Source organism: Streptomyces fumanus (genome assembly GCF_014655295.1).
GTDB lineage: Bacteria > Actinomycetota > Actinomycetes > Streptomycetales > Streptomycetaceae > Streptomyces > Streptomyces fumanus.
Window position 1 is genome coordinate 501,059 of the sequence record NZ_BNBI01000004.1, and the last position, 23,123, is coordinate 524,181.

A 23,123-nucleotide genomic window follows, 5' to 3' on the forward strand; every position below is an offset into this window, starting at 1 on the left:
GTTCCCGCGCCCGCTCACCTCTCGTCCCGCTCCAGTACCGCAGTCCGCCCCGCCCCGCACCGACCACACGGAAATGGTGTCCCCGCATGTCGTTCCTGCATGACCTGCTCACGGCGCAGGCCACCTCGGCCCCCACCCGCACCGCCGCTCTCCTCGGAGACTCGTCGGCCACCTACGCCCAGGTGGAGGCGGAGGCGGACCGGATCGCCGCGGCCCTCGCCACCCGGGGGGTCCGCCCCGGCGACCGTGTCGGACTGCACATGTCGCGCTCCCTCGCGCTGCTGCCCGCGCTCTTCGGCATCCTCCGCGCCGGTGGCGTCTGCGTCCCGGTCGACCCGGAGGACCCCGCCGAGCGCCGCTCCGCCATCCTGGAGTACTCGGGCGCCGCGACCATCCTCACCGAGCGCGCCCTGCTGGACGGGCCCGCCCCCGCCGGCACCCGGCAGACCGCCGTCGAGGACCTGCTCGACGCCGCCGTGGAACCGCTCCCCGGTCCGGTCGCACTCGCCCCGGACGCGCTGGCGTTCATCTTCTACACCTCCGGTTCCACCGGCGCGCCCAAGGGCGTGATGCTCTCCCACCGGGCCCTGCTCAGCGGCCAGCGCTGGCTCCAGCGCACCTTCCCGCTCGAGCCCGGCGACCGCCAGTTGCTGCGCACCACCCTCAGCATCACCAACCTGGTCCGCGAGGTGTTCTGGCCGGTGCTCTCCGGCGGCACCGTGGTCATCGTCCCGCCGGGCGACCACAAGGACCCCGACCGGCTGGTCGAGCTGATCGGCAGCGGTTCCGTGACGACCCTGATGGTCGTCCCGGCGCTGCTCTCCGGCATCCTGGAGAACCCCGGCTTCGCCGCGAACACCTCGCTGAAGTACGTCTTCTGCAGCAGCGACGTGATGCCCGGCGCCCTTCCGGAGAAGTACTTCGCCACCGGCCCGTCCGCCCGGCTGTTCAACGTCTACGGACTCACCGAGGCCCTCTACAGCACCTACTGGGAGTGCCTGCCCGGTGCCGAGTACGACGGCTTCGTGCCGGTCGGCCACCCGGCCGAGCTGACCCCCAGGGTCCTCGACGCCGACCTCGCCCCGGTCCCGCCGGGCGAGACGGGCGAACTCTGCCTGGCCGGCGTGGGCATGGCCGAGGGCTACGACCGGCTGCCCCAGCTCACCGCCGCCAAGTTCGCCGAGACCGGCGGCGGCCGGGTGTTCCGCACCGGCGACCTGGCGCGGCAGTCCGAGGACGGCCGCATCGAACTCCTCGGCAGGATGGACGACCAGGTCAAGATCGCCGGCTACCGGGTGGAGCTGGGCGAGGTCGAGGCGCGGCTGCTGGAGGTCCCCGGTGTCACCGGCGCCGTCGTCTCCGGGCTGCGCGGCGCGGGCGGACACCAGCGGCTGGTCGCCCACCTGACCTGCGGGCAGGAACCGCCCACCGCCGCCGCGATCCGCGCCCACCTGGCCGACCGGCTGCCGTACTACATGGTCCCGGCCGCCTTCACCGTCATCGACACGATCCCGCTCACCCACAACGGCAAGGTGGACCGCCGTTCCCTGCACGAACTGCCGGGCGCCCACCTGGAACTGGCCGAGGAGTACACGGCCGCGCGCAACGAGCTGGAGAGCTACCTGTGCGCGCTGTGGGCCGAGATCCTGGAACGGCCCGCCGTCGGCATCCACGACAACTTCTTCGCGCTGGGCGGCGACTCCATCCAGGGCTTCCTGGTCAGCGCCAAGGCCAACCGCGACGGCATCCGTCTGAGCGCCACCCAGGTCTTCGCCACCCCCACCATCGCCGAGACCGCCGCCCTGATCGAGGCCCAGGGCGGCTCCGGCCCCGCGCCGTCCAACTCCTTCGAACCGCGGGGCTTCACCCTCGCGGCCGACGACCTGGCCGCGGTGCGCGCGGCCGCGGCCGACCCCGACGGCATCGAGACGGTGTACCCGCTCACCGAGATGCAGAAGGGCATGCTCTTCCACTCGCTGCTCGACCCGGACTCCGGGGTGTACTTCGAGCAGTTCCTGTACGCGGTCGACGGCGAGGTCGACCTCGACGCGTATCACCGGGCCTGGCAGCGGGTCGTCGACCGGCACGAGATCCTGCGGGTCTGGATCGCGACCAAGGGCCTGTCCGAGCCGCTCCAGGCGGTGCAGCGCACCGCCGAGCTGGAGTGGACCGTGCTCGACTGGTCCGACCGCACCGAGGCCGAGCAGGCCGCGCTGCTGGAGCGTTACCTCGACGAGGACCGGCACCGCGGCTTCGCGTACGACCGGGCGCCGCTGTTCCGGCTGACCATGGTGCGACTGGGAGCCACGACGTACAAGCTGGTGATGAGTTACCACCACCTGATCCTCGACGCGTGGTCGCTCTTCGTCCTGCTGCGCGACTCCCTGGAGATCTACCACTCCGGTCTCGAGGGACGGCTGCCCGAGCTGCGTCCGACGCGTTCCTTCGGCGACTACGTGTCCTTCCTGGAACAGGAGGACATCAAGGGGGCCCGGGACTACTGGCTGGAGCGGCTGGCGGGCTTCCGCCGCCCGACCGTCATCGGCCGTTCCGCGCGGCTCGGCCTCTCCGCCAGCTCCCAGGAGATGCACGCCGAGGCCCGCCTCGACCTCGGCGAGGAACTGACCGAGCGGCTGCTCGCCTACGGCCGCGCCCACCAGTTGACCCTCAACTCCCTGGTGCAGGGCGCCTGGGCCGTGGTCGTGGGCGGGTGCAGCGGCCAGGACGACGTCTGCTTCGGCATCACCATCACCCACCGCCCGGTGGGGCTGGCCGGGGTCGAGGACATCGTCGGCATCTTCATCAACAGCCTCCCGATGCGGGTGAACCTGGAGCCCGAGCAGCCCATCGGCCACTGGCTCCAGCAGATCCAGCGCACCCAGGTCGCCGCCCGCTCCCACGACCACTACCCGCTGCCGCTGATCCAGCAGCGCACCGACCTGCCCAGCGGACAGCCCCTGTTCGAGTCGCTGCTGATCTTCGAGAACTTCCCCCGGGGCACCGGCTGGACCGGCCGGGGCGGGCTGGACGTGCGCCAAGAGCGCTACGTCGGCTGGACCAACTACCCATTCGCCATCGAGGCGATGCCCGAGGAACAGTTGTTCTTCCAGGTCAAGTACGACCTGGCGTTCTTCGACGCGGAGTCGGTGGACCGGGTCCTGGGCGCCTTCCGCGGTGTCCTGGAAGCCATCGCCGACGGCGGTACGACCACGGTGGGCAAGCTCGCCGAGCACATCGCGGCGAGCCGGCCCGCCCCGGCGGCCGGTCCCGGGACCGCGGACGCCGGCGCGCCGGCGCCGTTCCCGGCCCGCGGCACCGCCGCGACCGCGGGGATCACCACGGCCCCCTCCACCGAGGACGAGACCGCGCTGGCCGCGATCTGGGCGCAGGTGCTCCAGGTCGAGCAGGTCGACGTCCACACCCCGTTCCTGGCGCTGGGCGGCAGTTCGCTGGCGGCCATGCGGCTCGTGGCGCTCGCCCAGGCCGAGGGCTTCGACTTCGAACTGAGCGAGCTGTTCGCCGAGGACGGCACCGTCCACCGGCTCGCCGCGGACGAGGACGGCGACGGGCGGTAACGGCACCGGGGGAAGCGGTGGCCCCGGCACGGGCGGGGCCACCACGGGCGCGACGACGGCCACGGGCCGGAAGGGTACGGCGAGGTGGAAGACACACAGCGGGGCACGGGGGAGCGGGACACGCCCGGGCTCCTTCGGGAACTGGCCGAGTACGGCGTCATGGTGCGCTCGCGCCGCGGCAGGCTGTCCGTCGACGCGCCGCCGGACGCCCCTCGGCAACTCCTGGACCGCCTCACCGCCGCCGGCCGGCCGGTCCTCGACACCATCGCCGCCCACTCCGGTCTGCCCGGCCCCGCGGTCCCGGCGGCGGGGACCCGGCCGGCCGGGTCCCCGTTCCCGACCACCGATCTGCAGAGCGCTTACCAGGTCGGCGAGTCGGACTTCCCCGAGCTGGCCACCGCGGCCTACGTCGCACACGGCTTCGAGGTCCCGGACCTCGACCCCGTACGCTGGCGCGACGCGCTGCGCGCGGTCCTCACCCGGCACGAGATGCTCCGCGCGGCGGTCGGCCCGGACGGCCTCCAACGGGTCGTACCGCTCGACGACGACTGGGGTCCGGTCCGGGTCGACTGGACTCACCTCGACGCCGCCGACGCCCGCGCGGCCTTTCCCGGGGAACGGCGGACGGCGGCCGCGCTGCTGCCCGGCCTGGCCGACGGACCCCAACTGGGCTGCGCCGTCTACTCCGCCCGGGGCACCACCCTCGTCCTGCTCTGCCTGCGGCTGTTCGTCCTGGACGCCCGCTCGATCGGGCTGATCTGCCGGGACCTGGCCGACGCCTACGCGGGCCGGGCCTTCGCCGGCCCGGCCGCACCGCCCGGGTACTTCGCCCGGTACGCCGAGGCCCTCGCCGCCCACCGGGACAGCCAGGCGTACCGCAACGCGGTCGCGCACTGGCAGCGCCGGATACCCACCCTGCCGGGACCGCCGGCCCTGCCCGTCCTGTCCCGTCCCGCGCGGGCCCGGTTCGCCCGGGTCCGCCACCGGCTGCCCGCGCCGGTGTGGGACAGGCTGCGCGAACGGGCCCGTGGTGCGGGCCTGTCGGCCAACACCGTGCTCTGCGCCGCCTATGCCGAGGTGCTGCGCCGCTGGTCGGGCCGGCGTTCCTTCACCCTCACCGTCCTCGTCGCCACCCGCGCCATGCTGGCGGCGGACCCGGCGGGCACCGATGCGCACCGGACGCGTGCGTGGGCAACTTCGGCAGCACGCTGCTGCTGGAGTGCGACGGCACGGCTGACACCTTCGCCGAGCGCGCCGGGGCCCTGCAGCGGCGGCTGATGGCGGACCTGCCGCACACCTGGCTCTCCGGGGTGGAGCTGGCCCGGCGCGCCCGCCGCGGTCGTCCCGGTGCCACGGTGGGCAGCCCGTTCGTCTTCGCCTCCGGACTCGACGACGCGGCGTCCGACGCGCTGCCCCCGCACCTGTCGGCCGAGGGGTGGGAGCTGGTCTTCAAGTCCATGCACACCCCGCAGGTCCTCCTCGACCACCAGGTCTCCGAGGAGGACGGGGAACTCGTCTGCACCTTCGACCACGTGGCCGACGCCTTCCCCGAGGGCCTGGTCGAGGAACTGGCGACCGCCCACGCCGACCTGCTGGGCCGGCTGGCCGGGGACGCCACGTCCTGGTCGGCCCCGCACCCGCCCCCGCTGCCCGAGGCGCTGCTGGCCGCGCGCACCGCCGCCAACCGCACCGCGCGCCGCTTCCCGGGCGGCGGGGTCCTGGACGGGCTGCGTGAGGGTGCCGCGCGCCACCCGGACCGCATCGCGTTCCACGGCACGGACGGGAAGACCACGTACCGGCAGGCCGCCGACCGCGTGGCCCGCACCGCCGCGGCGCTGCACGCCTGCGGGACGGCCCCCGGCGAACCGGTCGGCGTACTGGCGCGCAAGAGCCCCGGCCAGTACCTCGCCGCCCTCTCGGTCGTCGCGGCCGGCGGCGCCTACGTGCCGCTCGGCGTCGACTGGCCGCCCGCCCGGCTCGACGACCTGCTCACCCGGCACGGCATCGGCAGGGTGCTGGCCGACGCGGAGGGGGCACGGCTCCTCACGGAGCTGCGACGGCCGGTCGACGTGCTCGCCCTCGACGCCGCCGGACGGCGGGACGCGCCGGCGCCCCTGCCCGTTCCCGCCCCCGACGACCTCGCGTACGTCATCTTCACCTCGGGCTCCACCGGTACCCCCAAGGGCGTCGCGATCCCGCACGGCGGCCTGCTCAACACCGTCCAGGACATGGTCGAGCGGTTCGGTGTCGGTCCCGACGACCGGCTGCTGTCGCTGTCCGAGCTGCACTTCGACCTCTCGGCCTTCGACCTGTTCGGCGGCGTGTACGCCGGCGGCACCGTCGTCGTCCCGCCCAGCGGCCCCCGCCCCGACCCCGACCTGTGGGCGCACTGGGTGCGGCACAGCGGCGCCACCGTCTGGAACACCGTTCCCGCGCTGCTCGAAATGCTCCTCGACCACCTCGGCGAGGAGCGCGCCGCCGAGGTCCTGGGCGGGCTGCGGCTGGTCCTGCTCAGCGGCGACTGGATTCCGCTCGGCCTGCCCGACCGGGTCCGGCGGGCCGCGCCCGAGGCCGAGGTGGTCGCGCTGGGCGGGGCCACCGAGGCGTCCATCTGGTCCAACTACCACGTCGTGGACCGGATCGACCCGTCCTGGAAGTCCGTGCCGTACGGGCTGCCCCTCGCCAACCAGCGCTACCACGTCCTCGACGCGGACTTCGCGGACGTGCCCCACTGGGTGCCCGGCGAGCTGTTCATCGCCGGCGACGGACTGGCCACGGGGTACTACGGGCAGCCCGAGCTGACCGCCGCCCGCTTCCCCACCCACCCCCGCACCGGCGAGCGCCTGTACCGCACCGGCGACCACGCCCGCTACCGGCCCGACGGCACCCTGGAGTTCCTCGGCCGCCTCGACAGCCAGGTCAAGGTGCGCGGCTACCGGGTGGACCTCCTGGAGGTCGAGCAGAAGCTGGCGGAGCAGCCCGGCGTCCGGGCCGCGGCCTGCGTCGTCACCGGCACCGGTGCCGCCGCCCGTCTGATCGCCTTCCTCGTCACCGAGGACCCGGGCGACGGGAGCACGGACGCCGCACGGACCCCGGGTCCGGCCGCGCTGCGGACCCGGCTGGGCACCACCCTGCCCTCGTACGCGGTACCCAGCGCCTTCCACACCGTCCCCGCCCTCCCGCTGACCGCCAACGGCAAGCGCGACGCCCGCGCCCTGCTCGCCCTCGCCGAGGCGCAGGCGGCGGGCGACGGGGGCTCCGGCCCGGCCGCCGCCCCCGGGCGCGCGCCGCGCACCGAGCGGGAGTCGGCACTCGTCCGGCTCTGGCGGGAGGTGTGCGGGACGGCCGTCCACTCGGTCGACGACGACTTCTTCGCCTGCGGCGGCAGTTCGGTCTCCGCGGTCCGCCTGGTCCGCCGGATCGAGGAGGAGTTCGGCGTCCGGCTGCCGCTGTCCAGCCTCTTCGAGGCGAGCACCGTCGCACAGCAGAGCGCGCTGCTCGACCAGCGCGCCGACGGGCTGCTCGTGCCGATCCGACCGGGCGACGGAGCCGCGGTGGTCCTCGTCCACCCGGTGGGCGGACACCTCCTCGGCTACCGCGCCCTGATCGACGCGCTGCCCGCCTCGTACGCCGTGTACGGTCTGCAGGCCCCGCCCGCGGACCGGCTCCCCGCCACCCTGCCCGAACTGGCGGAGGAGTACGCGAGGGCGACCGCGGCCCTGGGCCGCCCCGTCCACCTGCTGGGCTGGTCGATGGGCGGCGTCCTGGCGGCGGAGACCGCCCGCCGCACCGACCTCGTCCGGCCCCTCTCGCTGACCCTGGTCGACAGCTTCGTGTCCGCGGCGCCGGGCGGGGACCTGGACGAACGGGCCGCCGCGGCGGGCTTCTTCACCGACTACCTCGGGCAGCGGGACGGCGCCGCGGAGATCTCCGTACCCGCCGGCCACCCGGACCCGTTCGGACACCTCGCCGCGGCCCACCTGCCCCAGGAGCCGCCCGGCGCCCTGCGCGGCCTGTACGGCCAGTACCGCGCCCTGTACCGGCTGCTGCTCGACCACCGCCCGCGGCGCCTGCCGCGGGACTGCCCGCTCCTGGTCGTACCGGCCGAACGGGAGCGGCCCGACGCCTTCCGGGGCCTGACGCCGCTGCACCGGCACCCGGCCGGTCTCGTCCCGCCCGGCGCGCGGATCCGCCCCCTGCCCGAGACTCACTACTCCGTGGTCCGCGAGAAGGCCGCCCGGCGGCTCGCGGAACTCTTCCACGCCCGCACAGCGAAGGAATCGGCATGACCAGCAGAACGATCAAGGACATCGTGGTCCTCGGCGAGTCCGAGCCGGAGAACGTGCGCCAGGTGCGCAAGGGCCCGGACCGCTGGATCTCCGGCGAACTGGCCATCACCAACACCCTGCACTTCACCAGCCCCGACGGCGCCTTCACCTCGGGCATCTGGGAGAGCACCCCGGGCACGTTCCGCGCGGTGTACGAGGAGGACGAGTTCTACCACATGCTCCACGGCCGGGTGGTGATCTCCGACGACGACGGCAACGCCCGCACCTTCGTCCCCGGGGACACCATCGTCGTCCCCGCCGGATTCACCGGCACCTGGGAAGTCCTGGAGCCCACCAAGAAGTTCTACGCCCACTACCGGCCGGTGGAGGACGGCCGGACCGGCCCCGCCGTCCAGGCCGGCTGACCCGGAGGAAAGGAACACCATGACCACTGCCCCGGGCGGGGGACACCCGCACCACCGGCTCCTCGGTATCGGCTTCGGCCCCTCGCACCTGTCCATGAGCGCGCTGCACGCCACGGCCGGGCCGGCCGCCGCCGGGACGGGCCTGCACTTCCTGGAGTCGAGGAACGCCTTCTCCTGGCACCCCGACATGCTGCTGCCCGGCGCCCGCATGCAGGTCGCCTTCCTCAAGGACCTGGTGACGCCGAGGGATCCGACCAGCCCGTACAGCTTCGTCAACTACCTGGTGTCCAAGGGGAGACTGGAACCCTTCCTCAACCTGGGCACGCTCAACCCGACGCGGCGCGAGTACGTCGACTACTTCCGCTGGGCGGCCGGCCGGCTCGCCCACTACGTCACCTACGGCAGCACCGCCGAGGCGATCCGCCCGGTGACCGGCCCCGACGGGCGGGTCACCCGCCTGGAGGTGGACCATCGGGGCCCGGACGGCACCCGGCGCACCGTCTCCGCCGACCATGTGTCCCTGGCACCCGGCGGTACACCGGTCGTCCCGCCCGGCGTCGAGGCGCGCACCCTGCAGGACGGCACCGTCTTCCACAGCAGTGCCTTCCTGGCCGGTGTCCGGTCCTTCCACGACCGCGGTCGTGAACTGCCCTACCGCTTCCTCGTCGTGGGTGCCGGCCAGAGCGCCGCGGAGATCTTCCGGTATCTGGCCGGCGAGTTCCCGGCCGCCGAAGTCACCCTGGCGCACCGCGGGTTCGCGCTCATGCCCGCCAACAGCAGCGCCTTGGCCAACGCCATCTTCGACCCGGCCTCCGTCGACCTGTTCCACGGCGCCGGCGCCGTGCGCCGCCGGAGCATCCTGACCGAGCTGCGGGGCACCAACTACGCCGCCGTCGACGACGAGGACATCACCGCCGTCGCCGGACTCCTCTACGACCAGGAGGTGCACGGCGGGCAGCGGCTGAAGCTGCGCCGGTTCACCGAGCTGACCGCGGCCCGCACGGAGGGCGGCCTGGTCACCGCCGCCCTGCGCGACCTGCTCACCGGCACCACGCGCGGCGAGCGCTACGACGCCGTCGTGCTGGCCACCGGCTACGACTTCCGGGAGGCGCGGGGCCTGCTGGCCGGCGTCGACCCGTACCTGCTCCGCGACGAGGACGGCGAACTGCTCGTCGACCGCGACTACTCGGCACGCACCGACGCGTCCTTCGCACCGCGTATCTTCCTGCACGGCGCCGCCGAACACACCCACGGCCTGACCAGCACGCTGCTGTCCCTGCTCGCCCACCGCGCCGGAGACATCCTCGACGCGGTCCTCGACACCCCGGCCGCCGGCCACCAGCACCTCACCACCCCACGGCTCGAAGGAGTCCACGTATGAGCGACATCCGTATCCAGCGGCGGGCCGACGCCCTCGTCAAGGAGGAGTACGGCTGCGCCTTCCGGCGCATCCTGCCCTGGGAGTCCAGCGGACCCTCGGACACCGGCATGGGCGTCTGTACCGTCGCGCCCGGTACGGCCACCACCCCGCACTCCCACGAGGACCACGAGCACTTCTACGTCGTGCGCGGCAGCGGCCACGCCGAGGTCGACGGGGCCCGCACGGAGATCGCCGCCGGTGACGCCCTGGTGGTGGGAGCCCACCAGCGGCACCACTTCGAGAACGCCTCGGACACCGAGGAACTGGAGATGGTGTCGGTCTGGTCCCTCGGCCCCTTCGGCGCCGGTCCCGCCCCCGAGCAGCCCGCCGGGGAGGACCGGTGACCCGGACCCCGCGCCGCTTCCTCGTCACCGCCACGCCCCCCACCACCAACGGCGACCTGCACGTCGGCCACCTCTCGGGCCCCTACCTGGGCGCCGACGTGTTCAGCCGCGCTCAGCGCATGCTGGGACACACCGTCCTGTACGCGTCCGGCGGCGACGACCACCAGACGTACGTGGTCACCACGGCGCAGCGGCTGGGCCTCGACCCGGCCGAACTGGCGGCGCGGTGCAACCGCGAGATCGTCGGCACGCTGGAACTCGCCGGCATCGACATCGACGCGTTCACCAGCCCCGACGACGCCTACCGGGCCGGGATACGGGAGTTCTTCACCGGCCTGCACCGCGCGGGCAGGCTGAAGACCCGCACCTGGACGTTCCCGTACTGCGGGCGGACCGGCCGCTACCTGCTGGAGGCGTTCGCCACCGGGTACTGCCCCGAGTGCCTGGTCGGCACCTGCGGCGCGATCTGCGAGAACTGCGGACACCCCAACGACGTCGACTCGCTACTCTTCCCCACGAGCACCGGCGCCGAACCGGACACCGCCACCGAGCCGCGCGAGGTGGAGATCCTGGTCCTGCCCCTGGAGGAGTACCGGGAGCGGTTCACGGAGTTCTACCGCACCCGGCGCGCCACGATGCGCCCGCACGTGCTGCGCTTCGTCGACGAGATGCTGTCCCGGCCGCTGCCCGACTTCCCGGTCAGCTACCCGGCCGACTGGGGCATCCCGGTCGGCATCGACGGCTTCGACGGCCAGGTCTTCAACGTCTGGGCCGAGATGCTGCCGGGCCTGAGGCACATGGCGGAGGCCGCGCGGGCCCGTCGCAGCCCGGGGACGCCCCCGGACGTGTGGGCCGCGGACTCGGGGTTCGAACTCGTACAGTTCCTCGGCTACGACAACACGTTCTACTTCTCCTTCGCCCATCTCGGGCTCACCTTCGCGCACGGCGGCCTGACCGAACCGGCCGCGATCGTGACCAACGAGTTCTACCACCTGGACGGAGCCAAGTTCTCCACCAGCCGGCGCCATCTCGTCTGGGCCCGTGACCTGGTGGGGAAGTACGGCTCGGACAACGTGCGCTTCCACCTCGCGCTCGGCAATCCGGAGCACCAGCCGGCCAACTTCACCGAGGCGGACTTCCTCGACACCGTACGCACCCGGCTGCACACGCCGCTGCGGGCCATCGCCGCGGCCCTGGCCCCGCACACCGGGCGTCCCGTGGCGGCCGCGCCGGGGACCGAGGCGCTCCTGGACCGCTACCGCGACCGGATGCGGCGTGCCTACACGCTGGAGTCCTTCTCGATGCGGCAGGCCGCCGAGACCACCGCGAACCTGCTCGCGCTGCTCGCCGCCCGGGCACCGGACGATCCCGGGTTCGCCGTCGCGGGCCTGCGCGCCCTGGCCACCGAGGCCGCACCCCTGGTGCCGGGCCTCGCCGCCGCCGTCGAGGCCCGCTGCACGGCCGCGGCACCGGGCACCGTGCCGGAACTGACGGACGTCCTCCCCGTCCCGCTCTGAACCTCCGACCGGCCCGCGCCGCACCGGACCTCCCCCCTCCACGACCCCTAGGCAGAACCCATGCACATCGCGTTCGTCGACTCCAACCCCGCCGCGCTGGAGGCGATCCGGCTGGCCAAGGAGGCCGGTCACCGGGTGACCTACCTCCAGTCCGCCGACCCGTTCTATCCGCCCACCGAGAAGAACCTGCGGATCGTCGGCTCCGTGGACCACCTGGTCGACGGCCTGGTCACCACCGACGCCGAGACCGTCACCCGGGCGCTGGCCGCCCGGCACGCGGTCGACCCCATCGACGTGGTCACCGCCCAACTGGAGCTGAGCGCCGAGGCCGTCGCCGTCGCCTGCCGGGAACTGGGCCTGCGGGGCACGGCGACCGACGGCGTCCTCACCGCCCGCCGCAAGGACCGGTGCCGGGCCGTCCTGGAGAAGGCCGGGCTCGCCTCCGCGCGCCACGCCCTCGCCGAGACCGAGGAGGCGGTCCTGGCCGCGGCCGAGGAGATCGGCTACCCGGTGATCCTCAAGCCGCCGTCGGGCGCGGACAGCCTGCTCTCCTACGTGGCCGCGAACGCCGACGAGGCCGCCGCCGGATGCCGTGGGGTGCTGACCGGACTGGACGCGGTGCCGGTGCAGTGGCATGAGCAGTTCACCCGCGGCGTCCTCGTCGAGGAGTACCTGGTCGGCACCCTGGTCTCGGTGGAACTGGGCGTCCGGGACGGGGAGTTCTTCCCCTTCGCGGTGTCGGGCAGGTTCCGCTGGGCCGAGGACGAGGTGGTGGAACTGGGCTCCTACATCCCCGCGGCGCTCTCCGCGCAGCAGCACGACGCCTGTGTCGCGTACGCCGTCGACGTGTGCCGGGCGATCGGTCTGGACCTGGGCGTGTTCCATCTGGAGATCATGGTGACCGCGCGCGGGCCGGTCCTGGTCGAGGTCAACCCCCGTGTGATGGGCGGTGCCCTGCCCACCATCTACCGGCACGCCACCGGCACGGACATCTTCTCCGCACTGCTGAGCATCCTGGAGCCCGGTGCCGAGGTGAGCCTGCCCGGCCCGCTCGAGGGCTGCGTCGGCGGGCGCAAGGTGATGGCCCGCGACGGCGGCACCCTGGCCCCCGGTGCCTCGCTGGAGTGGATCGCCGACCAGCCGGGCGTCCTGGAGGTCGTCGGCTTCGACAGCTACGGCACCGGGCCGGGCCGGACGGTCGCCGCGGGCCAGATCGTGGCCCGCTTCATGCTGCGCGGCCCGGACCATCCGTCCGTGGTGCGGACGGCCGAGCGGATCCTGCGCCGGTTGGAAGAAGATCTCGGTATTGCCCTGATGATCGGTGAGAAGGACTGACCATGACCTCCCCATCCTCCCCCTCCGCCACGGCACCGGCCCCGTCCGACGCCGGGGGACCGCCCGGCCTGCCGGGCGCGCTGGACGGCCCCCGGCTGGCGGCCGCGGCCGCCGAGTACGGCACCCCGCTGTGGGCGTACGACGCCGGGACGATCCGCGGGCAGATCGACCGGCTGCGCCGCTTCGACGTCATCCGCTACGCCCAGAAGGCATGCTCGAACCTGCACATCCTGCGTCTGATGCGCGAGGAGGGCGTCCACGTCGACGCCGTGTCGGAGGGCGAGATCGAGCGGGCGCTCGCGGCCGGATATCAGGTCGGCGGAGCCGACGAACCGATCGTCTTCACCGCCGACCTGCTGAACCGCTCCACGCTGCGCCGGGTCGTCGAGCTGGGCATCCCCGTCAACGCGGGTTCCCCCCAGATGCTCGACCAGATCGGCCGGGCCGCCCCCGGGCACCCGGTCTGGATCCGGATCAACCCCGGTTTCGGCCACGGACACAGCCGCAAGACCAACACCGGCGGCGAGCACAGCAAGCACGGCATCTGGCACGAGCACCTCCAGGAGAGCCTCGCGCTGGTCGACCGGTACGGGCTCGACCTGGTCGGTCTGCATATGCACATCGGCTCCGGGGTGGACTACGGCCACCTGGAGTCGGTCTGCGAGACCATGCTCAAGCAGGCCAGGCTGGCCGACCGCGACATCCGGGCCATCTCGGCGGGCGGCGGCCTCTCGGTACCGTACGCGCCGGGCGACCGGGAGATCGACACCGACCGCTACTTCGACCTCTGGGACGCCGTCCGCCGGGAACTGGTCTCCCATCTGGGCCACCCGGTCCGGCTGGAGATCGAACCCGGACGCTTCCTGGTGGCCGGATCCGGGGTCCTGGCCGCCGAGGTCCGGGCCCAGAAGCCCATGGGCAGCAACTACTTCGTCCTGGTCGACGCGGGCTTCAACGACCTGATGCGGCCCGCGATGTACGGCAGCAACCACCGGGTCTCGGTCCTCGGCGCCGACGGCGCCTTCCGCGACGCGGACGCCCGCGACACGGTCCTGGCCGGCCCCTTGTGCGAGTCGGGGGACGTCTTCACCCAGGTCGAGGGCGGCGACGTGGAGCCGGTTCCACTGCCCCGCACCGAGATCGGCGACCTGGTGGTCTTCCACGACACCGGCGCCTACGGGGCGAGCATGTCGTCGAACTACAACTCCCGACCGCTGATCCCCGAGGTCCTGGTCGACGGCGCCGAGACCCGCCTGATCCGCCGCCGCCAGACGGTCGCCGAACTGCTGGCCCCGGAACTCGACGCCCAGCCCGGCTCTCGCGCGGCCTTCACTCCGGAACGGGGCTGACGCAGGCGCCCCGGCGGCGTGCTGGTGACCTCGGACGACGGGGGAGTGGACCGCGACGACCCGGTCGAGGTCGCCTTCGGGGTCGGCCCGGGCGAGCAGGGCGGTGCAGACCTTCTCCCCGGTGCCGTCGACGGGCCGACGCCCGCAGCCGGTTGTGGGCGCCTTTCCCCCGCGGCTATGGTCTAGACCTAGCAAGACAGGTCCGGACCAACGCTTCCCGACCCCCGAGCCCGCGGCGGCGGTTTCGATGTACGGCGAAGGACGTGGCATGGCATGAGCGCGAAAAGACGAGTAGCTGTCGTCGTCGGCGGTACGAGCGACGGCAAGGACACCGACAGCGGCGACGCCGTCTTCCGCGGCGGCCACGCCCGGCGTACCAAGTGGGGCGTGACCGGTGACCAGCCCGGCGCCGGCCAGTGGGGAGTCCGGGCCGACCCGCGTGTCCGCCCGGCCTGAGAGCGGACGCGCGGCGCTCCCCGGGACGCGGCCCGCCACACCCGGGGCGCGCGGGCCGGCCCGCCCGGCCCGGACGGACGCGCGCAGACATGGAGCACCCGGCGTCACGCTGTCGGCGGCGGGGCCTTCGTCAGGAGGGGCAGGTCCGTGGAGACGGCACAGCCGGTGGAGTCCTGGGCGGAGTTCGGGCGGCGGCTGCGGGCCTGGCGCAGACAGGCCGGACTGACCCAGTCGCAGCTCGGACTGAAGGTGGGGTACCACCACAGTCTCATCAGCAGGCTCGAGGCGGGGCTGCGCGAACCGCCGGCCGGGCTGGCGGGCCGGCTCGACTCCGTCCTGGGGACCGGCGGCGAGCTGGCCGCGGTCGTCGCCGCTCCGGGCGGGACGCCGTACCGCCCGCAGCGGCCGCCGGCGGACCCCCGGCTGTTCGCCCCGGTGCCGGGCGGCGGGGAAGCCCCCGCCGGCCAGTACGGGCTGGATCCCGTGCTGTGGCCGTCGGAGCTGCCCGCCGAGGGACTGGCGTGCCCGCTGCACGGCACGGTGGGCTGTGCGGTGCCCGACCTCGCGGGGGCACCGCACCTGCTGGACGGGCTGACCGCGTCGCAGGGCGGGTCCGACGGCCTCCCGTGCAGCGAGCCGGAGCTGCTGCACACGCTCACCGCTGTCCTGGCCTGTCTGATCCGCGGCGCGCTGCACCGGGGCGCGTCCGACGGCCTGACCACGGTGGAGCGGCTGTTACGGGCACTGGTGCGGTGGGCGGGGGCGGTGAACTCCACCGGCCGGCTGCCGTACGGGCAGCTCCGGCTGGCCGCGCAGTACGCCCAGGTCGCCGGGCGGCTGCGGATGCAGCGCGGGCAGAGCAGCATCGGCATGGCCTGGTTCGGCCACGGCCTGAGCTGGGCGGACGCGGTGCACGACGTCCTGGGCCGGGCGACCCTGCTCAGTGACGTGTGCACCCTGGTCCGGCTCGACCGGGACGCCGGATCGGCGCTCGCGTACGCCGAGGCCATCGGCGCGGTGGACCCCGGGCGGCGGTGGGTGGTCACCCTCTCCCACCTGTACCGGGCCCGCGGGCACGCGCTCGGCCACGACGCCGCCGAGTGCCGACGGCACATCTCCCTGGCGCGGCGCGGATTCGCCCGCCTCGGCCGGCAGGACCGTCTGGAGGCGCCCTGGCTGTCCGGCGCCGAGGGCGAGATGAGGGTGGAGTCGGCGATCGGCGGGGCGCTGCGCGACCTCGCCGCCGTGACCGGCGACCGGGTGACGGCGCGGCGTGCCGTCGACGCCACCGCGCGGTCGCGTGCCCAGTTGCCGCCGCTGATGCGGGAGACCCGGGTGCTGCTCACCCTGCGTCTGGCCGACTGCTGGGCGTGCGCGGGTGACCCCGGCGCGGCGGTCGCCCTGGCGGCCCCGGTGCTCGACGAGGCGGTGTCCTCGAGCGAGTTGGTGACCAACGCCGAGTTGCGCGGACTGCACGGCAGACTGCTCGCCCGCTGGGGTGACGTACCGGAGGTCAGGGAATACCGCGAGCGGCTGCCCGTTCCGGGGATCTGAGCGCGTCCCGCCGCCCCCGCGCCTGTGCCGGTTTTTGCCAGGACGGGACGGCGGGACCGCGGCCCGTTGACCCGGACGCGGGGCGGTGTGAGGGTTCGGCCAGCCCGGTGGCGTGGCACGCCACCCCGGCGCGGCACGGTCGGAGACACCGACGTACCGCGGACACCGGCCCTTTGATTGGCATGAGCATGCCAATAGGGGGGCGGGTGAGCCCCACGACCTCTCACAAGGAGCAACGATGCTGAGAAAGCTGGCGGTGGCCGGGATATCCCTGGCCCTGACGCTGGGAGGGGTGGTGATGCCGGCCGCCTTCGCCTCGGCCGCGCCCCACGCCGCGCCCCCGGCGGGCAAGCCGAGACCGACCCCGGTCGCCAGAGCCGTCGCGGCCGCCGACCAGGCGGCACGCAGCGGCCTCGACACGCTGGCCAAGGGCCCCGAGGAGCAGTACGACCGGCGGCAGGTCACCCCCTGGGTCAAGGGCCTGTACTCCGTCGCCTACGAACGCACCTACCGGGGCCTGCCGGTGGTGGGCGGGGACGTGGTCGTCCTCGCCGACGGCGACGGCGGGATCCGCTCGGTCCAGTCCGCCACCAAGGCCAGGATCGCGCTCTCCACCAAGGCCCGGGTCAGCGCCGCGCAAGCGGTCCGCACCAGCCGGGCCAGGCTGGCGAAGACCGAGAAGGTCGACTCCCGGCGGCTGGTCGTGCGGGCCCGGGGCGACCGCGCCACCCTCGCCTGGGAGACCGTGCTGACCGGGCGCACCGACGCGAACGCCCCCAGCCGGCTGCACGTCTTCGTCGACGCGCGCACCGGAAAGGTCGTCGACGCCTACGACGACGTACGCACGGGCAGCGGAAACAGCAAGTGGAACGGCCCTAACCCGCTGACCATCGACACCTCCCGGTCGGGCTCCTCCTACGTGCTGCGCGACACCACCCGGCCCGGACTGCAGTGTTCGGACTACAGCGGCGGCCTGTTCACCAAGGCGACCGACACCTGGGGCACCGGCAACCCCACGAGCAAGGAAACCGGCTGCGTGGACGCGATGTTCGCCGCGCAGAAGGAATGGGACATGCTCAAGAACTGGCTCGGCCGCAACGGGCACGACGGCAACGGCGGCAGTTGGCCGGTCCGCGTCGGCCTCAACGAGCTGAACGCGTACTGGGACGGCTCCACCGTCACCATCGGCCGCAACAGCGCCAACGAGTGGATCGCCGGGCTCGACGTGGTGGGCCACGAGTTCGGCCACGGCCTGGACTCCTTCACTCCGGGCGGCGCCAACCACGAGAGCGGGCTGGGCGAGGCGACCGGCGACATCATGGGCGCCCTGACCGAGGCGTACGCCAACGAGCCGGCGCCGTACGACACCCCTGACTACACCGTCGGCGAGGTGATCAACCTCCAGGGCCGCGGCCCGATCCGCAACATGTACAACCCCAGCCAGGTCGGCAACAACCCCAACTGCTACTCCTCGTCGATCCCCCAGACCGAGGAGCACGCCGCGGCCGGCCCGCTCAACCACTGGTTCTACCTGCTGGCCGAGGGCTCCAACCCCGGCGGCGGCAAGCCCTCCAGCCCCACCTGCAACAACTCCACCGTCACCGGCGTCGGCATCCAGAACGCGGGCAAGGTCTTCTACGGCGCCATGCTGCTCAAGACCAGCGGCATGACGTACAAGCGCTACCGCACCGCCACCCTCACCACGGCGAAGAACCTCGACGCCAGTTGCGCCCTGTTCAACTCCACCAAGGCCGCCTGGGACGCGATCAGCGTGCCCGCGCAGACCGGCGACCCGGCCTGCACCGGGGAGCAGGCCGACTTCTCGCTGGCGCTCAGCCCCACCTCGGGTGACGTCGACGCGGGCTCCTCGGCGCGCGCCACCGTCAGCACCAGCACCGTCTCCGGCAGCGCCCAGCAGGTCTCGCTGACCGCCTCCGGCGCGCCGGCCGGGGTGAACATCTCCTTCAGCCCGGCGACGGTCACCTCCGGCAGCAGCTCCACGATGACGGTCTCCACCTCGTCGGCCACAACCGCCGGGACCTACCAGATCACGGTCACGGGCACCGCCGGTACCAGGACCCACACCGCCCAGTACACGCTGAGGGTGGGCGGCGGCGGCACTCCGTCCACCCCACCGGACGTCGACGTGGCCAAGGTGCAGGCACACCTCACCCAGTTGAACACCATCGCCTCGCAGAACGGCGGCAACCGCCGCTCCACCTCGGCCGGCTACCGGGCCTCGCTCGCCTACGTCAAGGGCCGGCTCCAGACGGCGGGCTATACGGTCACCGAACAGAGCTGCACCTCCGGCTGCACCGCGGGAGCGGGCAACAACCTGATCGCCGAGTGGCCGCGGGGCGACGCCGACAACGTCTACATGTTCGGCGCACACCTCGACGGCGTGTCCGCCGGGCCCGGCATCAACGACAACGGCTCCGGTTCCGCCGCGCTCCTGGAGTCCGCGCTGACTCTGGCGCAGTCCAACCCCACCCTGAAGAACCGGGTCCGCTTCGCCTGGTGGACCGACGAGGAGCAGGGCCTGAACGGCTCCGACTTCTACGCCCGTTCGCTCTCCACGACCGAGCGCGCCCGGATCAAGGCGTACTACAACTTCGACATGGTCGCCTCGACCAACGCGGGTTACTTCGTCAACAACCTGAACTCGGCCGCCTCGGGACCGCTGAAGGCGTACTGGGACTCCCTGGGGCTGGCCCCGCAGGAGAACGTCGAGGGCCAGGGCCGCTCCGACGACTACTCCTTCCAGCAGGTGGGCATCCCCACCTCCGGCTACGCCACCGGCGCCTCGGCCGTGAAGTCCGCCGCCGAGGCGGCCAAGTGGGGCGGCACCGCGGGCCGCGCCTACGACCCCTGCTACCACTCCGCCTGCGACACCACCAGCAACATCAACGCCACGGCGCTGAACCGCAGCGCGGACGGGATCGCGTACGCCATCTGGAAGACCGCCGTCGGTGACGCACCCGCACCGGCCGACGACTTCTCGATCTCCGCCAACCCCGCCGCCGGCACGGTCTCGCCCGGCTCGTCCGCCACGGTGACCGTGTCCACCGCCACCACCAGCGGAAACGCCCAGAACATCAGCTTGTCGGCGTCCCGCGCTCCGGAGGGGGTGAGCGTGTCGTTCAGCCCTTCCTCGGTGACCTCCGGCCAGTCCTCGACGGCCACCGTGCGGGTGGCCGCGGGCACACCGGGCGGCACGTACACCCTCACCATCACGGGAACGGGTGAGACCAGCCACACCACCACCTACACCCTCACCGTGCCCGGCGGCAACGGCGGCGACACCACCTGGCAGGTGGGCGCCACCTATGCGGCCGGTGACGTCGTGACCTACGACGGCGTCAGCTACCGGTGCCTGCAGGGCCACACCGCCCACCCGGGCTGGGAGCCGCCGAACGTCCCCGCCCTGTGGCAGCGCGTCTGACCGTCGCCACACGGCAGGACGCACACGCACGAGCGCGCACACCGGCCCCGGCCGGTCCCCGTGGGACGGGACCGGCCGGGGCTGCGTCATGCGCGGCCCGGGCCGGAGCCGACGGTGTCGCTTCGGGAGGACGGGCGCCGAGGACCACGTGAGCGGGCCGCAGCCGGCAGGCGAACCCTTGGGCGACGACCCGGCCGGCAGCCCGGTCGGGAGACCCGGCAGGAGGACCGCTGAGGAAGCCGCGGCAGGAAACCCCGGTCAGGAACGCCCCGGTCAGGACGCCCCGGTCAAGCGAACGCGGGCATGATCCGCTCGTGGATCATACGGAGCTGGGTGTCCACGTCGGCCACATCGGGAAGGTCGCGGCCGGTGAACGCCTTCACGAGTGTGCGGTCGGTGAGCGCGCAGATCACGTGGTTCACCCCGGCGGGGGCGATCTCGCGCCGGATCTTGTCCAGACACTCCTCCGGCGTGCCCGCCACCGAAAGGCGTTCGGCGACCTCCGGTGACGTCAGCTCGATGCCGCGGGCGAGATCACCGCTGGCGATGGCCTCGATGACCGGCTTGAGCTCGCCCGGCTCCACCCCGTTGCGGAGCAGTTGTTCCTCGGGCATGGAGGAGGCGTAGATGCCGACCATGCTGCGCGCCGCGTCCTTGGCCGCCGCGGAATCGGGGCCGGTGGCGAAGACGACCCAGGCGCCGATGTCGAGCGACTTCCAGTCCCTGCCCGCGCGTTCGGCGCCGGCCCGGATGTGGCGGACCGCGTACTCGTATGCCTCGCGGGTGTAGCTGAGGGCGTGGTGGCAGCCGTCGGAGAGTTCCCCGGCCGCCTCGAAGGACTTCGGCCCGCGCATCGCGCCCAGCTTCAGCGGCACCCGCTCCTGCACGGGACGGGCGAAGGTGAACAGCCCGTCGTAGGCGTAGAACTCGCCGTCGAAGGTGATGCTCCCCTCGTCCAGCAGGGTGCGCACCACGTGCAGGGCCTCTTTGACCCGGGACAGCGGCCGGGTGCGGGCCCAGTCGATCCGGTACTGCGCCAGCAGCCCGAAGTTCCCGCTCGACAGGACCCCTTCGGCGCGTCCGCCGGACAGCTCGTCCAAGGTGGCGAGGGCCTGCGCGATCAGCGTCGGCTCGCGCAGCGTCACCGGGGACACGCTCGGCCCCAGGCGGATCCGGCTGGTGCGGCCCGCGGCGGCGGCGAAGAGGAGCCACAAGTCCTTGTGCCAGGTCTCGTCGGCGGCGTAGCAGGCGTGGAAGCCCAGTTCGTCGGCGAGGCGGATCGATTCGAGCGACTCGGCGAGCGGGTAGTCGGGGAGCATGGCATAGCTGAACTTCACGGACGCCTGCCTTCCCAGGGAGCGATCGGCGGTACGGGTGGGTCCCGCGCCTGTCTTCCCCCGAGGATGTGGAGGAACGGCGCCACCTGTCCAGAGGAACACGTGTGTCGGCACGTCCCCCCGCGGCCGGGCGGGGGAACACAGCGTCTTCCCGTGGAGCGTGCGGTCGCCCCGGCGGCCTGGCAGGGTGTTGACGAACTCCTACGCGCCCCCTTCCAGAAGTCACCGCCACAGGACGGCATCCCGAGCCGAGCCCACCACTGCCGTGATCGCCGTCGCCGCCCACAGCCGAGATGCCCCAGCTCGGCTCCCGTCCGTACCACCAACTCACCGCTGTCAGGCCGGGGATACGATGACCGGGTGAACGGATCGAAGGCACCGGCCGACTCCGATGCGCCCGCTTGGCGGCCCGGCGCGCCGGGTGCCTTGCTGTCACTTCTGGGGACCGATGAGAGGGCCGTGGCGTTTTTTGCCGGCGTCGCGGATCTCGACGCGACGGACCCGGACTCTCACGAGTTGGAAGAGGGGGTCCGGCTCGCCTCCGGGGCCCGGCTGGAGCAGTTCGCGCGAGCCGGGTCGGGGGACGCGTACTGCTTCGTCGGCGAGGGCGGTGAGGAACGCCCCGTGGTGTATGTGAGCCTCGACGGCGAGGCCGGCCTGCTCGCGCTCGGACTGCCGGAGTTGGTGCGCCTGTGTCTCGTGGCGCCGTGGTGGCGAGACGCTCCGGGCCGGACGCCCGAAGAACTCCGGGCGGTCGCCGACGAGTACCGGGAGGACCTGCCTGACTTCGATCGGCGACGGGAGCATGCGGCCCGGGCGCTCGGTATCGACCTGGATGAGCTGCCATCCGAAGCGACGGTCCTGGCCCGGCTCGTGGAGCGGTCCCGGGGACCGATGGCAGCGGCTTGCCTCGTCGTCGGGCACGAGGGCGATCCGCTCGACCCCCTTTTCGACGCCGCCCGCCCCTGACCGACCGGCCATCGAACTGGCCTTCAGCCGAACCCGGGCCGGCGCGGACGACTGCAGCGATGAAGTCCTCGACCACTTCACCGGCGACCGGTGAGCCACCGTACAGGGCTGGCCGCGATGGCGGGGCTGCTCTGCGCCGGTGGCGCGGCGGTCATCGCCCTGAGCGCCGCGACGGAAGCGGAGCCGCAGCCCACTCCGCCGCGAGGAACGTGGTGGAGAACGACGGACCGAACCCGTGCTTCCACTCCTTGCGCAGGGTTATGGCGTCCTTGGCTGTGTGCCGACACGCGGCGTACACGGTGTCGACCGGCTCGACGGGCAGACGGACGTGGACCGACTTCTCCCGCACGCACCGGCCGAACGGCCCGGCGCTACGGGCACTTGGCAGATCGCCACGCCCTGCCGTCACGTCAAGCCGCCAGGCCCACGCGAACCGGTCAGAGGTCGTCTGCGCTTCGTGAGCGGTTCGCATCGCGAAGTCGCTGCGTCCATCAGCGATCGAGCGGCGCGCCCCTCCCGGAGAACGCCGGGACCCCGGCCGAGGGCAGAACTCAGCGACCGGGGTCTTGGTGTTCGCACTGGTCAGACGGGGTCGTGTGGTGCGCTTCCGCTGCCGGGAGGCTCAGTCTCTGCGCAGGACCTCCGCAGGCAGCCACCGTTCACCCGTTGGTTTTCTGCACCCCCGCATACGTGATGGTGTCGCTGGAGGCGCCGCACCATCGCGCGCTTCTGGCGTTCGGGCCCGGCGTCTTCCAGGGTCCTTGTGCGGTGTAGATGCTCCCGGTGGACCGTTTGCAGGTGATCGTGACCCGGAACTGGCCGTTCCCGCTCGTGCAGGTGGCCTCACCGAGCCCGTTCGTATACTTCCTGGCCGTGCAGCCGGACGGAGCCGCGATGACGACATCCGTCGTGCCGGGCGCGAGACGGAGCTCGTCGCGGGCGGCCCCCGTCAGGCTCTGCGACTGCGCGGCCGCCACCCCCGGGACACCGATCGCGAACGCACCGACTGCGAGGATCCCCGCGCCAAGGACGCGCATACGGTTTTCGAAGAACACTGGGCCTCATCCCTTCACAGCGACTGACCCCTACGTAAGGTCAGGTCCTCACGGCAAACGCCCCCGACACCGGCCAG

At 73.0% G+C, this 23,123-nt stretch carries 15 protein-coding genes; 13 read left to right on the forward strand and 2 right to left on the reverse strand.

Features of this window, described 5'->3' with window-relative positions:
* Window positions 1-86 precede the first annotated feature (86 nt).
* The 12 genes from IE316_RS11660 (at window position 87) to IE316_RS11715 (ending at window position 19,685) form a co-directional block, all read left to right on the forward strand.
* On the forward strand, window positions 87-3,575 hold the full coding sequence (locus IE316_RS11660; protein WP_190204146.1) for a non-ribosomal peptide synthetase: 3,489 nt from the start codon (window positions 87-89) through the stop codon (window positions 3,573-3,575).
* 84 nt (window positions 3,576-3,659) lie between these two features.
* The gene (locus IE316_RS11665) at window positions 3,660-4,853 is read left to right on the forward strand and encodes a condensation domain-containing protein (protein WP_190204147.1); all 1,194 of its coding nucleotides are present in this window, start codon (window positions 3,660-3,662) and stop codon (window positions 4,851-4,853) included.
* Entirely contained in the window at window positions 4,763-7,864 is a 3,102-nt protein-coding gene (locus IE316_RS11670) for an amino acid adenylation domain-containing protein (RefSeq protein ID WP_190204148.1), read from the forward strand. Before IE316_RS11665 ends, IE316_RS11670 begins: the two co-directional genes overlap by 91 nt.
* Complete coding sequence (locus IE316_RS11675) at window positions 7,861-8,268, forward strand: cupin domain-containing protein (RefSeq protein ID WP_190204149.1); 408 nt, start codon at window positions 7,861-7,863, stop codon at window positions 8,266-8,268. Before IE316_RS11670 ends, IE316_RS11675 begins: the two co-directional genes overlap by 4 nt.
* Before the next feature lie 19 nt (window positions 8,269-8,287).
* Window positions 8,288-9,649 carry a lysine N(6)-hydroxylase/L-ornithine N(5)-oxygenase family protein gene (locus IE316_RS11680; protein WP_190204150.1) on the forward strand — a complete coding sequence of 454 codons (1,362 nt, stop codon included), beginning with the start codon at window positions 8,288-8,290 and terminating at the stop codon, window positions 9,647-9,649.
* A complete protein-coding gene (locus IE316_RS11685; RefSeq protein ID WP_190204151.1) occupies window positions 9,646-10,032 on the forward strand; it encodes a cupin domain-containing protein in 387 nt (128 codons plus the stop codon). Before IE316_RS11680 ends, IE316_RS11685 begins: the two co-directional genes overlap by 4 nt.
* Window positions 10,029-11,549 (forward strand): class I tRNA ligase family protein, encoded by a 1,521-nt coding sequence (locus IE316_RS11690; protein ID WP_190204152.1) that lies wholly within the window; start codon window positions 10,029-10,031, stop codon window positions 11,547-11,549. Before IE316_RS11685 ends, IE316_RS11690 begins: the two co-directional genes overlap by 4 nt.
* Window positions 11,550-11,609: 60 nt before the next feature.
* Window positions 11,610-12,884, forward strand: coding sequence for an ATP-grasp domain-containing protein (locus tag IE316_RS11695; RefSeq protein WP_190204153.1), 1,275 nt, complete (start codon window positions 11,610-11,612; stop codon window positions 12,882-12,884).
* Between the two features lie 2 nt (window positions 12,885-12,886).
* On the forward strand, window positions 12,887-14,233 hold the full coding sequence (gene lysA / locus IE316_RS11700; protein WP_190204154.1) for a diaminopimelate decarboxylase: 1,347 nt from the start codon (window positions 12,887-12,889) through the stop codon (window positions 14,231-14,233).
* A 273-nt stretch (window positions 14,234-14,506) separates the two neighbouring features.
* Window positions 14,507-14,689, forward strand: coding sequence for a hypothetical protein (locus IE316_RS11705; RefSeq protein ID WP_190204155.1), 183 nt, complete (start codon window positions 14,507-14,509; stop codon window positions 14,687-14,689).
* Between the two features lie 147 nt (window positions 14,690-14,836).
* Window positions 14,837-16,243, forward strand: coding sequence for a helix-turn-helix domain-containing protein (locus IE316_RS11710; RefSeq protein WP_190204156.1), 1,407 nt, complete (start codon window positions 14,837-14,839; stop codon window positions 16,241-16,243).
* 238 nt (window positions 16,244-16,481) lie between these two features.
* Complete coding sequence (locus IE316_RS11715) at window positions 16,482-19,685, forward strand: M20/M25/M40 family metallo-hydrolase (RefSeq protein WP_190204157.1); 3,204 nt, start codon at window positions 16,482-16,484, stop codon at window positions 19,683-19,685.
* Window positions 19,686-19,972: 287 nt separating this feature from the next.
* Here the strand turns inward: IE316_RS11715 and IE316_RS11720 are convergent, their stop codons facing one another.
* A complete protein-coding gene (locus IE316_RS11720; RefSeq protein ID WP_190204158.1) occupies window positions 19,973-21,022 on the reverse strand; it encodes an LLM class flavin-dependent oxidoreductase in 1,050 nt (349 codons plus the stop codon).
* 360 nt (window positions 21,023-21,382) lie between these two features.
* Between IE316_RS11720 and IE316_RS11725 the strand changes: the two genes are divergently transcribed.
* The gene (locus IE316_RS11725; RefSeq protein ID WP_229910340.1) at window positions 21,383-21,991 is read left to right on the forward strand and encodes a hypothetical protein; all 609 of its coding nucleotides are present in this window, start codon (window positions 21,383-21,385) and stop codon (window positions 21,989-21,991) included.
* 659 nt (window positions 21,992-22,650) lie between these two features.
* On the opposite strand, the gene IE316_RS11730 is transcribed toward IE316_RS11725, so the two are convergent.
* The gene (locus IE316_RS11730; protein WP_190204159.1) at window positions 22,651-23,046 is read right to left on the reverse strand and encodes a hypothetical protein; all 396 of its coding nucleotides are present in this window, start codon (window positions 23,044-23,046) and stop codon (window positions 22,651-22,653) included.
* Window positions 23,047-23,123: the final 77 nt, after the last annotated feature.